The sequence below is a fragment of the Hydrogenophaga sp. SNF1 genome, from assembly GCF_034421675.1.
Taxonomy (GTDB): Bacteria; Pseudomonadota; Gammaproteobacteria; order Burkholderiales; family Burkholderiaceae_C; genus Hydrogenophaga; species Hydrogenophaga borbori.
Genome location: NZ_CP139793.1, coordinates 374,134 through 385,953 on the forward strand (window position 1 = coordinate 374,134; position 11,820 = coordinate 385,953).

Genomic DNA, 11,820 nt, shown 5'->3' on the forward strand with positions numbered 1-11,820 from the left:
CTATAGTCCCCCGCCCGCCAATCGCGGGCGAGCGAGGAGGAAACACACGATGGGTGTTCTGCAATGGGTGCTGCTGCTGGCGGCGCTGCTGGTCTTCTTCTGGGCGGTCGGGGCCTACAACCGGCTCGTGCGCCTGCGCAACGGCATCGCCAATGCGTTCGCGCAGATCGACGTGCAGCTCAAGCGCCGGCACGACCTGATCCCCAACCTGGTCGAAGTGGCCCGCAAGTACCTCGAGCACGAGGCGCAGACGCTCGAGGCCGTGATCGCCGCGCGCAACCAGGCGCGCAGCGCCGAGCAGGCCGCCGCCAGCGCGCCGCTGGCGCCCGGCGTCATGGGTACCCTGTCGGGCGCGGAGCAGCTGCTGGGTGGCGCGCTCGGTCGCCTCATGGCGGTGGTGGAGAACTACCCCGAGCTCAAGGCCGACCAGAGCATGCGCGAGCTCAGCGAAGAGCTGGCCAGCACCGAGAACCGCATCGGCTTCGCGCGCCAGGCCTACAACGACCAGGCCAACGACTTCAACGACGCCGCGCAGCAGTTCCCCACGCTCCTCGTCGCGCGCCTGTTCAACTTCCTGCCCCAGGCCATGCTGGAAGCGACCACCAGCGAGGCCGAGCGCGAGCCGGTCAAGGTGCGGTTCTGAGCCACCGACACTGACGCGGGCGGCGCATGCGGTTCATCGACTCTCAGCGCGAGGCGCGCGCGCGCAGTCGCCGGCTGGTGGCGGCCTTCGGCCTCACCGTGCTGCTGCTGGTGCTGGCCGTCAACGCGGCCCTCGCCGTGGGCTGGCTGCTGTCGGGGCCACTCTGGCTGGCGGGCGGGTGGTACTTCCCGCGGCACTTCTGGGCCGTGAACACCGGCGTGACCCTGCTCTTCGTGCTGGGCGGCTGGTGGCTCGAAACCTCGCAGCTGGAACACCAGGGCGGCGTGCGGCTGGCCGAGCGCATGGGCGCGCGCGCGGCCCGGCCCTCGGGCCGGCTCGACGAGCAGCGCTTCGTCAACATCGTCGACGAGCTGTCCATCGCCTCGGGCCTGCCGCGCCCCACCGCCATGGTGGTGGCGCGCGACCAGGCCATCAACGCCTTCGCCACCGGCTGGACGCCGCAGGACGCGGTGGTGGCCGTCACCCAGGGCGCGCTCGACCACCTCACGCGCGAGGAGCTGCAGGGCCTGGTCGCGCATGAACTGGGTCACATCGGCGAAGGCGACACGCGCCTGAACCTGCGCCTGGCGGGCATGGTGTTCGGGCTGGAGATGGTCCATCGCCTCGGCCAGCGCCTGGCCGAGCCGGGCGAGGACGGCCGCCGCTTCATGGGCGCGCTGATGGGCCTGTGCCTCATGGGCGTGGGCTGGCTCGGCTGGGTTGCGGGCCATGCGCTGCAGGCCGCGGTGTCGCGCCAGCGCGAGTACCTGGCCGACGCGCGCGCCGTGCAGTGGACGCGCAGCCGCGACGGTCTGGGCGGCGTGCTGCGCAAGGTCATGACGCAGCAGCGCGAAGGCCTGCCATCGCGCGCGGTGGGCCCCTCGCTGCAGCACCTGCTGCTGGTGGGCAACGGGCATGGCGCGCTCGCGCGCCGCTTCGACTCGCACCCGCCGCTGGCCGAGCGGGTGCGCCGCATCTACGGCCGGCACATGGGCCCCTTGCCACTGCCGGCGCAGCGCACGGTGGGCGACCCCACCGTGGTGCACGCATGAACACGGGTGCCCACGCGCGGCCACCGCACGGGTCGCTGCAGGCGCCCGCGCTCAGCGAGCAGCTCGCGCTGGCGGCCCAGGCGGTGCTCGCGGTGCGCCAGGGCCGCTCCCTGGGCGACGCACTCGCGGCCGTGCCCGCGCCGCTGCGCCCGGGCGTGCAGGCGCTGGCCTTTCACAGCCTGCGCCTGCTGGGCCACTGCGAGGCGCTGGTGGCCCGCCTGGCCGACCGCGCGCCGCCGCCGCCCCTGCGCTCGCTCATGTGCGTGGCGCTGGCGCTGCTGCTGGCGCCCGACGCCCCCGGCGCCAGCTACGCCGCGCACACCGTGGTCGACCAGGCCGTGCGCGCGGCCCGGAAGGACAAACGCTGGCAGCGCCAGGCCGGTTTCCTCAACGCCTGCCTGCGCCGCTACCTGCGCGAGGCCGCTTCGCTGCAGGCCCCGCTGGCCCAGGACCCGGTGGCGCGCTGGAACCACCCGAGCTGGTGGATCGAACGCCTGCGGCGAGACCACCCGGCGGACTGGGAGCGCCTGCTGCTGGCCAACAACCGGCCGGGGCCCATGACCTTGCGGGTCAACCGCCGCCGCGCCGATCGCGAGGCCCTGGCCCGCGCGCTGGCCGACCAGGGCGTGGCCAGCCGGCCCGTGGGCGAGGACGGACTGGAGCTGGCGCGCCCGCTGCCGGTCGACCAGATCCCCGGTTTCGCCGAGGGCCACTGTTCGGTGCAGGACGAGGCCGCCCAGCTGGCCGCGCAGCTGCTGCTTGACGGGCTCGCCGCGCGCCCGCGCGTGCTGGACGCCTGCGCCGCGCCCGGCGGCAAGACCGCCCACCTGCTGGAGCGCGCCGATGCCGAGCTGCTGGCGCTGGACGTCGACGCCGCGCGCTGCACCCGCATCAGCGACAACCTGCGCCGCCTGGGTCTGGTGGCCGAGGTGCGTCACGCCGACGCCGCCCGCCCCGCCGACTGGTGGGACGGCCGGCCCTTCGACGCCATCCTGCTCGACGCCCCCTGCACGGCCTCGGGCATCGTGCGCCGCCACCCGGACGTGCGCTGGCTGCGCCGCGACAGCGACGTGGCGGCCCTGGCGGGCACCCAGCGGGCCCTGCTCGACGCCCTGTGGCCGCTGCTGCGGCCCGGCGGGCGCCTGCTCTACGCCACCTGCTCGGTGTTCCGCGCCGAGGGCAGCGAGCAGGCCGAGGCGTTTCTTCAGCGCCACACCGACGCCCGGGCAGGCGCCGCTCCCGGCCATCTGTTCCCCGGTACACCCGGGGGTGCCGGACAGTTCAACGACAATGCCTCGGGTGGACCGGACGGCTTTTTCTACGCACGTTTTGACAAGGCCCGCGGCGGCTGATCGGGTCCGAAGCCTTCTTCGCCCCCGGCATTGGCTGCTGCTGGTGCTGGTCGGCCTGGCCCTCGCGCTGGCCCGCGCCCAGCCGCCCCAGGTGCAGCAGCTCGCCCTGCAGCGCACCTCCGACGGCTTGTTCCTGAGCGCTCGCTTCGAGCTCAGCCCGCATGGCGCCGTGCAGGACGCCCTGATCAAGGGCGTGCCGCTGTACTTCGTCTGGCAGGCCGACGTGCTGCGCGAGCGCTGGTACTGGACGAACAAGCGCGTGGCCGGTGCCACCCGCACCCTGCGCCTGGCCTACCAGCCGCTGACCCGCCGCTGGCGCGTCAGCATCTCCACCGAGGCCGGCGGCGGCACCGGCGGCGGCGCCGGCCTGCCCTACGCCTTGCACCAGAACCACGACACTCTGGAGGAGGCCCTGGCGGCGGTGGGCCGCGTCTCGCGCTGGCGGCTCGCCGACGCGGGGCAGCTGGAGCCGGGCGCCTCCCACCTGGTGGAGTTCGGCTTCCGCCTCGACCTCAGCCTGCTGCCGCGCCCCTTCCAGATTGGCCTGGGCAACCAGGAAGAATGGTCCATGGCGCTGGAGCGCGAGCTGGGCGTGCCCGAGGCCGCCACGCCCGAGCTGCCCGCGCCGGCCGAGCCGCGCGCCACGTCCCCCGCCGCCGAGGCCAAGGCCGGTGGTGAGGCGCCCGCCGCCGAATCCCCGTCCCGCTGAGCCCCGCGCCGCCACCCCGCACGCCCTCCGTGCCGTGAACACCCTCACCCCGCCCCACTCGCGCAAGCCCGCCGCCACCCGCTGGGCGGTGGTCGCCGGCCTGATCTTCATGACCGGCCTGGGCATGGTGTTGCTGTTCCTGCTCACTCTGGGCACGCGCAACAGCGTCTTCTACGAGCGCAACTTCGAGTTGCTGGTCGGCATCAACGTGGCCGCCGCCGTGGGCCTGGGGCTGGTCATCCTGTGGCTGGGCGCGCGGCTGTTCATGCGCCTCAAGCGCGGCAAGTTCGGCAGCCAGCTGCTGGTCAAGCTCGCCGCCATCATCGGCCTGGTGGGCATCCTGCCCGGGCTGCTCATCTACACCGTGTCCTACCAGTTCGTCTCGCGCTCCATCGAAAGCTGGTTCGACGTGCGCGTGGAGTCCGCGCTGGGCGCGGGCCTGAACCTGGGCCGCACCACGCTCGACACCCTGGTGGCCGACCTGTCGAACAAGACCCGCCTGGCCGCCGACGGCCTGGCTCGCCAGAGCAACAGTGGCGCCGTGCTCGCGCTCGACCGCGTGCGCGAGCAGCTCGACGCCAGCGACGTGGTGCTGTTCGGCGCCACCGGCCAGCTCCTGGGCAGCTCGGGCAGTTCGCGCTTCGATCTCGCGCCCGAGCGGCCCAGCCCCGCCACCCTGCGCAACGCGCGCGCCAACCGCGTGCTCGCGCAGATCGAGGGCCTGGAGGAGGGCGAGGGCGGCGACCTACACGCCGCGCTGGCCGCGGGCCAGGCGCGCATCAAGGTGCTGGCGTTGGTGAACCCGCCCAGCTTCGCCGTCAACGCCGAGCCGCGCTACCTGCAGGTCTCGGCGGCCCTGCCCTCGGCGCTGATCGTGGACGCGCTGGCCGTGCAGGTGGCCAACCGCGAGTACCAGGAGCGCGCGCTGGCGCGCGACGGCCTGCGCCGCATGTACATCGGTACGCTCACGCTGGCGCTGTTCCTGGCCGTGTTCGGCGCGGTGCTGCTGGCGGTGCTGCTGGGCAACCAGCTGATCCGCCCGCTCATCGTGCTGGCCGAGGGCATGCGCGAGGTGGCGGCCGGCAACCTCGCGCCCAAGGCCGCGCTGCCCTCGCGCGACGAACTCGCGGGCCTCACGCGCACCTTCGCCCTCATGACGCAGGACCTGTCCGACGCGCGCGAGGCCGTGCAGCACAGCATGGAGCAGGTGGACGCCGCGCGCGAGAACCTGCAGACCATCCTGGACAACCTCACCGCCGGCGTGCTGGTGTTCGACGAGCGGGGCCACCTGCTCAGCGCCAACCCCGGCGCGGCGCGCATCCTGCACGCCGCGCTGAACGCGCACATCGGCCAGCCGCTGGACCAGGTGCCCGGTCTGGAGCAGATCGCTGGCGGCGTGCTGCAGCAGTTCGAGCGCTTCCTGGCCGAGGACTCGCCGCACGAGGGCGGCTACTGGCAGGAATCCTTCGAACTCAGCGCGGGCGAGGGCTCGCCCTTCGAGCAGGGCATCACCCTCATCGCGCGCGGTGCCCTGCTGCCCGACAACCAGCGCCTGCTGGTGTTCGACGACGTGTCCGAGGTCGTCTCGGCCCAGCGCGCCAAGGCCTGGGGCGAGGTGGCGCGCCGCCTGGCGCACGAGATCAAAAACCCGCTCACGCCCATCCAGCTCTCGGCCGAGCGCCTGGCCATGAAGCTGGACGGCAAGCTGCAGCCACCCGAACAGGCCCTGCTCGACAAGTCGGTGCGCACTATTGGCGATCAGGTCGAGGCCATGAAGCGTCTGGTCAACGAATTCCGCGACTACGCGCGCCTGCCCGCGGCCCAGCTCGCGCCGCTGGACCTCAACGCCGCCGTGCGCGACATCCTCAGCCTCTACGACAACGCCGCCGTGCCCGTGCGCTGCGAGCTCGCCGAAGACCTGCCCAAGGTGCGCGCCGACGCCCAGCAGGTGCGCCAGATCGTCCACAACCTGGTGCAGAACGCCCAGGACGCCATGGGCGGCATGGCCGGCGCCGAGGTGGTACTGCGCACCCGCCGCTCCGACAGCGGCCAGTGGGTGCGCCTGGTGGTGTCCGACAGCGGGCCCGGTTTTGGCGAGAACATCCTCAAACGGGCCTTCGAGCCCTACGTCACCACCAAGGCCAAGGGCACCGGCCTGGGCCTGGCCGTGGTCAAGAAGATCATGGACGAACACGGCGGCCGCGTGGACTTGTCGAACCGCGTGACGGAAGGGCGCGTCATCGGCGCGCAAGTGTCGTTATCATTCGCAGTTGCAAATTGACAACAGGTACCGAGGGACTCCGCACGCAATGGCAACGATTCTGGTCGTAGACGACGAACTGGGCATACGGGACCTGCTGTCCGAAATCCTCAACGACGAAGGCCACGCCGTCGAACTGGCGGCCAATGCGGCCGAGGCGCGTTCGCTGCGCCAGCAGATGCGGCCCGACCTGGTGCTGCTCGACATCTGGATGCCCGACACCGATGGCGTGACCCTGCTCAAGGAGTGGAGCAGCACCGGCCTGCTGACCATGCCGGTGATCATGATGAGCGGCCACGCCACCATCGACACCGCCGTCGAGGCCACGCGCATCGGCGCCTCGGCCTTCCTTGAAAAGCCGATCACGCTGCAGAAGCTGCTCAAGGCCGTGGACCAGGGCCTGAACAAGGTGCCCAAGGCCGCGCCTGGCGGCGCCGCGCTGGTGCCGCCGCGCCTTGTGGGCATGGAGGTCACGGTCGAAGAGGCCATGACCCACCACCACGTCAACGGGGTGGCCCCGGTGAACGGCAACGGCCTCATGCCCACGCTGCCCATGGGCCCGCAGGCGCAGCAGACCTTCAACCTCGACAGCCCCCTGCGCGAGGCGCGCGACGAGTTCGAGAAGGCCTACTTCGAATACCACCTGGCCAAGGAGTCCGGCTCCATGACCCGCGTGGCCGAGAAGACCGGTCTGGAGCGCACCCACCTCTACCGCAAGCTCAAGCAGCTGGGCGTGGACCTGGCCCGCGCCAAGCGCAACGGCCTGGGCTGAGGCGGGGTCCGCCAAGCTGCTATACTCCTGGGCTTCCCAAGGCCCGGTAGCTCAGTTGGTAGAGCAGCGGATTGAAAATCCGCGTGTCGGTGGTTCGATTCCGCCCCAGGCCACCAAGATTCAACGCCCAACCCTTCCGGTTGGGCGTTTTGCTTTCCAGGTCTCTCCCGCAGCTCGCAGCCAGATGAAGCGCTCCGCGTTGATCGACAGCCTCAAGGCCCTGGCCTCGCAGCTCATCGTGCTGCACCACCTCTCGCTCTACGCGCCCATGACCGACTGGATCGCGGACGCCTGGCCGCGGCTGGTGCAGTTTCTGTACGAGGACGGCCGTTACGCGGTGCAGCCCTTTCTGGTCATCGGCGGCTTTCTCACCGCGCAATCGCTCAGCAAGCGGCGCGACCTCGCCCCGGTGCCGCTGATCTGGCAACGCTACCTGCGCCTGGTGCCCCAGTTCCTGGTCGCGCTGGCGCTGGTGGTGCTGGCCACCGGCTGGCTGGGCCCGGAGCTGGCGCAGCACGACTGGGTCTCGCCGCTGCCCTCGGTGGGCCAGTTCCTCGCGCACCTGTTCTTCCTGCAAGACGTGCTGGGCGTGCCTTCGCTGTCGGCCGGCGCCTGGTACGTGGCCATCGACCTGCAGCTGTTCGGCCTGTTCGCCCTGCTGGCCTGCTTCGCGGCGCGCTCGTCCACGCCCTTGGCCGATTCTTTCGTGCCCTTGGTGGTGGCCGTCGCCACGGTGGCGTCCATCGAGGTGTTCAGCCGCCGGCCGACGCTGGACGTCTGGGCCATCTACTTTCTCTCGGCCTACGGCCTGGGCGCGTTGGCGGCCTGGGCGCGCGGCGGCGCGCGGGCGGCCCTGTGCTGGTGGCTGGTGGCCGCGCTGCTGGCCCTGGACTGGCTGCAGGACCCGCGGGCCCGGCCCATCCTGGCCCTGGCGACCGCGCTGGCCCTGTACGCGGGCTCGCACCTTTCCTGGCGCGCCGTCCTGGGTCCGGTGCGCCGCGCGGTGGAGCACCTCAGCGACGTGTCCTACAGCGTCTTCGTCTGCCACTTCGCGGTGATCATCGTGGTCAGCGGCCTGTGGGAGCGGCTCGACCGCGGCGGCCTGGGCCAGGCCTGGCTGTGGACGGCCCTGGCCTGGGCCGCGGTGCTGCTGCTCGGCACCGGCGTGCAGCGGCTGTGCGACCGCTGGGTGCCGGCGTTCACCCGAACGCTGTCCCTGGCCGGTGGTTCGCGATGAATACCGGCTCGATCACCCGCGCCGGTGCCCTGTGCCTTGCGCTGCTGCTCGCCGCCTGCGGCGCGGATGCGGTGGGCTCGGCCGCCACCGGCGCCGCCGTGAAGCAGCAGGAGCTGGAGAACGCCCAGCGCACCCAGCAGCAGGTGCAGCAGGACCTGCAGAAGGCGCTCGAGATGCCGGCCGAGCGCGCGAAGCGGCTCGATCAGTGAACGCCCGCCGCGCTCAGCGCGGCAGGACCATGGTGGCCTCCACCTCCACCAGCACCTCGTCGCCCGGCAGGAAGCGCGAGACCTCCACCACCGTGCTCACCGGCGGCTCGTCCGGGTAGAACAGGCCGCGCACGCGGTTGTAGGGCGCGTAGTCGCGCAGTTCGCGGAAGTACTGCACCAGCTTGACCACGTCGGCCATGCGCCCGCCATGTTCCTCGGCCAGCTGGCGGATGCGGTCGAGCACCAGCCAGCTCTGCGCCACGATGGGCGCCTCGAAGATGTCGACCGACATCTGCCCGGTGTCGTAGCCCAGCGCGCGCAGCGCCGTGCGGGCGGCCTCGGGCAGGTCCTCGTAGCGCCGCACGGCCTCGCGCGTCGCGGGGTTGACGGCGACCACGCCGCTCATGAAGACGATGTCGCCCACGCGCCGCGCGGCGGCGTAGCGGGCCATGGGTTGGCCGGTGCTCATGGAGAACCTCCTCGCTCAGTGGGGCAGCTTCCAGGCGCGCATCTTGCCCGGGTTCAGCAGACCCGCGGGGTCGAAGCGCTGCTTCATGTCGATCACGCTTTGCGGCAGGTCGCCACCCACCTTGCCTTCTTCAATGATGTAGGTGTGCGGGTTGTTCACGCGGATGCCGTTGTCGCGGAAGGTCTGGATGATCTGGTTCAGCCGCTCCTCGGTGCTGAAGCGCACCAGCGGCAGCGAGGTGCAGGTGGTGAAGCCGTCCATGCTGCGCAGGAACTCCACGTGCATCAGCACCTCGTCGCCGAACAGCGATTGGATGGTGCGCACCTGGTCCAGGTGCTTGCCGGGCGTGAAGGTGGTCTGCAGGTAGGTCAGGCCCTTGTCGGCCTTCAGCGCGTTCAGCGTGGTGTGGTTCCAGCAGTACTCCAGCAGCGTGTGGTGCTGGGCCTGCACCTCGTCGGCGGTGCGGCGGTAGGTGATGCGTCCGCCGTGCGCGGCCACCAGTTGCAGCGCGGCGGCTTCCGAGAACTCGGCCACCAGCAGCAGCGCGGCGTGGCAGCCCTGCGGCAGGTGCTCGGCCAGCGGCGCCATGTAGCCCGGGATCGGGTCGGCCAGCAGGGCGATGTTCTTCTTGACGATGCCCGGCGCGTGCGCGAGCGCGTTGCCGAAGGTCAGCGCGCGGTCCATGTCGTCGAAGGCGACGATCATCTCCAGCCAGGGATGCGCCGGCGCCAGGGCCATTTCCACTTCCAGCACCAGGCCGTTGGTGCCCCACAGGTGGTGCAGCAGCAGGGCTTCGGGGCCGCGCAGCTCCACCACCTGGGGCTCGGCCTCGACGCTCATGGCGCGCACGCCGAGGATGTTGCCAGGCGCGCCGATGGGGCCGTAGTTGATGGAGCCCGCGCCGCCAAAGCCGCCGCTGAACAGGCCGCCGAGCGAGGCCGTGCGGAAGGTGGAGGGGATGCAGCGCAGCTCCCAGCCGCTCGGGCGCGCGGCGGCATCGAAGTCGCCGATGCGGATGCCGGCCTGCGCGCGGCCCACGCCGGGACGCGCCCACAGAAACTGGTTGTAGCCGCTCATGTCGAGCAGCACGCCGCCGTGCAGCGGCACGCACTGGCCGTAGTTGCCGGTGCCGCTGCCGCGCGGCGTGAGCGGCACGCCCAGGCGCGCGCAGGCCGAGGCCAGGCGGCGCAGCTCGTCTTCGGTGCGCGGGCGCGCGGCGATGTCGCCGCGTTTGCCCAGCAGCTGGCGCTTGAGCACGGGGCTGAACCAGGAGAAGTCCTGCGACAGCCGGCCGACCTTGATGGGGTCGGTGACCCAGTCAAGATCGGGCAGCTCCTGCTGGAGCGATTGGATGGAAGCGTTCATTCAGATTCCTTGCGTCAGCCGTGCCTCGTCGAGGGCACCGCGGAACCGGCTCTGCCGGGCCGCAGGTGCCGCCCCCTTGAGGGGGACGCGCGAAGCGCGGCGGGGGTGTTCAATCCTGCGCGATCTCGCTGGCGTGCCAGGAGCCGAGCGCGAGCTTGGTGAGCCAGGCCATGAGCACGAACAGGAACACGCCGGCCAGCGAGATGAGCAGCAGGGCGGCGAACATGCGTGGGATGTCGAGCTGGTAGCCGGCCATCAGGATCTGGTAGGCCAGGCCGGTGTTGGTGCCGCCGGTGCCGGCGACAAACTCGGCCACCACGGCACCGATCAACGCCAGGCCCGAGGAGATGCGCAGGCCGCCGAAGAAGTAGGGCAGGGCGCTGGGGATGCGCAGGCGCCAGAGCATCTGCGCGCGCGAGGCGCGGTTCATCTTGAAGTAGGCCTGCAGGTCGGGGTCGACGCTGCGCAGGCCCAGGGTGGTGTTCGAGATGATGGGGAACAGCGCGACCAGCGTGGCACAGACCACCAGCGAGGCCGTGGGCTGCTTGACCCAGATGATGATCAGCGGGGCGATGGCCACGATGGGCGTGACCTGCAGCAGCACCGCGTAGGGGAACAGCGCGGTCTCGATCAGGCGGCTCTGCACGAACAGGAAGGAGATCAGCACGCCGACCACCACCGCGACGATGAAGGACAGCACCGTGATCTTCATGGTGATCATCAGCGAGTCGAACAGCGTGCCCCAGTCGCCGATCAGGGTCTGCATCATCAGCAGCGGCGAGGGGATGAGGTAGGGCGGCAGCGCCAGGCCGACGACCAGCGCCTGCCACAGCGCGATCAGCACCACCGCGACCAGCGAGGGGTAGAGGACGCGCTGCACGCGCGGCTGGGCGAGCAGGGAGGTGTGGGGCACGGTGTTCATTGCGACACCTCCTCGTTGGTTTCCTGGGTGTCGCGGCTGGCGCGGTGCAGGCTGTCCTGCAGGTTCTTCGCGTGGTGGCTGAAGTCGGTGCTGACCATGAACTCGGGGCGGCGGGGATAGGGTTCGTCGATGCGGAATTCCTCCACGATGCGGCCCGGGCGCGCGGCCATCATCACCACGCGGCTGGAGAGGAACACCGACTCGTGGATGGAGTGCGTGACGAAGACGACGGTGAGGTTCTTCTTCTGCCAGAGCTCCAGCAGGTCGGCGTCGAGCTTGTGGCGCGTGATCTCGTCGAGCGCGCCGAACGGCTCGTCCATGAGCAGCAGCGTGGGCTCCACCACCAGGCCGCGCGCGATGGACACGCGCATCTGCATGCCGCCCGAGAGCGAGCGCGGCAGCACCTTGGCGAACTTGGACAGGCCCACCAGCGCGAGCGCGTCGGCCACGCGGGCGTCGGCCTCGGCGCGCGGCACGCCGGCCAGGTCCAGCGGCAGGCGCACGTTGGTCTGCACGTTGGCCCAGGGCATGAGCGTGGGCGCCTGGAAGACGAAGGACAGGCGGTGGCCCGAGCGTTCGAGCTGGTTCACGCCCTCGCCCCAGAGCTTGAGGCTGCCGCTGCTGGGCTCCAGCAGGCCCGCGATCATCTTGAGCAGCGTGCTCTTGCCGCAGCCCGAGGGGCCGAGCAGGGTGACGAACTCACCCTCGCGAACGCTCAGGTCCACCGGCTGCAGGGCCACGGTGCCGTTGGGGTAGGTTTTCTGGACTTGTCGGATGTCGATGGCCACAGGGGGCGCAGCGGCAGGCGAGGGCGGGCTGGTCATTGTTGG

At 71.3% G+C, this 11,820-nt stretch carries 12 protein-coding genes and 1 tRNA gene; 9 read left to right on the forward strand and 4 right to left on the reverse strand.

Annotated elements, in window-relative coordinates:
- Window positions 1-49: 49 nt before the first annotated feature.
- The 9 genes from SOM08_RS01835 (at window position 50) to SOM08_RS01875 (ending at window position 8,234) form a co-directional block, all read left to right on the forward strand.
- Window positions 50-643 carry a LemA family protein gene (locus tag SOM08_RS01835; RefSeq protein ID WP_116958546.1) on the forward strand — a complete coding sequence of 198 codons (594 nt, stop codon included), beginning with the start codon at window positions 50-52 and terminating at the stop codon, window positions 641-643.
- 26 nt (window positions 644-669) lie between these two features.
- Complete coding sequence (locus tag SOM08_RS01840; protein ID WP_116958547.1) at window positions 670-1,695, forward strand: M48 family metalloprotease; 1,026 nt, start codon at window positions 670-672, stop codon at window positions 1,693-1,695.
- Window positions 1,692-3,047, forward strand: a complete 1,356-nt coding sequence (rsmB, locus tag SOM08_RS01845; protein WP_322469953.1) for a 16S rRNA (cytosine(967)-C(5))-methyltransferase RsmB — start codon at window positions 1,692-1,694, stop codon at window positions 3,045-3,047. The genes SOM08_RS01840 and rsmB overlap by 4 nt, the downstream gene beginning before the upstream one ends.
- A gap of 43 nt (window positions 3,048-3,090) precedes the next feature.
- Window positions 3,091-3,756: a DUF4390 domain-containing protein gene (locus SOM08_RS01850; RefSeq protein WP_245980901.1), complete on the forward strand. Its 666-nt coding sequence runs from the start codon at window positions 3,091-3,093 to the stop codon at window positions 3,754-3,756.
- A 34-nt stretch (window positions 3,757-3,790) separates the two neighbouring features.
- Window positions 3,791-6,037: a sensor histidine kinase gene (locus SOM08_RS01855; RefSeq protein ID WP_116958549.1), complete on the forward strand. Its 2,247-nt coding sequence runs from the start codon at window positions 3,791-3,793 to the stop codon at window positions 6,035-6,037.
- Between the two features lie 28 nt (window positions 6,038-6,065).
- Window positions 6,066-6,788 (forward strand): response regulator, encoded by a 723-nt coding sequence (locus tag SOM08_RS01860; protein ID WP_116958550.1) that lies wholly within the window; start codon window positions 6,066-6,068, stop codon window positions 6,786-6,788.
- Between the two features lie 40 nt (window positions 6,789-6,828).
- Window positions 6,829-6,904, forward strand: a tRNA-Phe gene (locus SOM08_RS01865).
- A gap of 68 nt (window positions 6,905-6,972) precedes the next feature.
- Window positions 6,973-8,025 (forward strand): acyltransferase, encoded by a 1,053-nt coding sequence (locus SOM08_RS01870; RefSeq protein ID WP_322469954.1) that lies wholly within the window; start codon window positions 6,973-6,975, stop codon window positions 8,023-8,025.
- Window positions 8,022-8,234, forward strand: coding sequence for a hypothetical protein (locus SOM08_RS01875; RefSeq protein WP_116958552.1), 213 nt, complete (start codon window positions 8,022-8,024; stop codon window positions 8,232-8,234). Before SOM08_RS01870 ends, SOM08_RS01875 begins: the two co-directional genes overlap by 4 nt.
- A 13-nt stretch (window positions 8,235-8,247) precedes the next feature.
- Here the strand turns inward: SOM08_RS01875 and SOM08_RS01880 are convergent, their stop codons facing one another.
- The 4 genes from SOM08_RS01880 to SOM08_RS01895 form a co-directional block, all read right to left on the reverse strand.
- The gene (locus SOM08_RS01880) at window positions 8,248-8,703 is read right to left on the reverse strand and encodes a RidA family protein (protein ID WP_116958553.1); all 456 of its coding nucleotides are present in this window, start codon (window positions 8,701-8,703) and stop codon (window positions 8,248-8,250) included.
- Window positions 8,704-8,718: 15 nt separating this feature from the next.
- Entirely contained in the window at window positions 8,719-10,068 is a 1,350-nt protein-coding gene (locus SOM08_RS01885; protein ID WP_116958554.1) for an FAD-binding oxidoreductase, read from the reverse strand.
- A 109-nt stretch (window positions 10,069-10,177) separates the two neighbouring features.
- Entirely contained in the window at window positions 10,178-10,990 is an 813-nt protein-coding gene (locus SOM08_RS01890) for an ABC transporter permease (protein WP_322469955.1), read from the reverse strand.
- On the reverse strand, window positions 10,987-11,814 hold the full coding sequence (locus SOM08_RS01895) for an ABC transporter ATP-binding protein (protein WP_116958555.1): 828 nt from the start codon (window positions 11,812-11,814) through the stop codon (window positions 10,987-10,989). Before SOM08_RS01895 ends, SOM08_RS01890 begins: the two co-directional genes overlap by 4 nt.
- Between the last annotated feature and the right edge of the window lie 6 nt (window positions 11,815-11,820).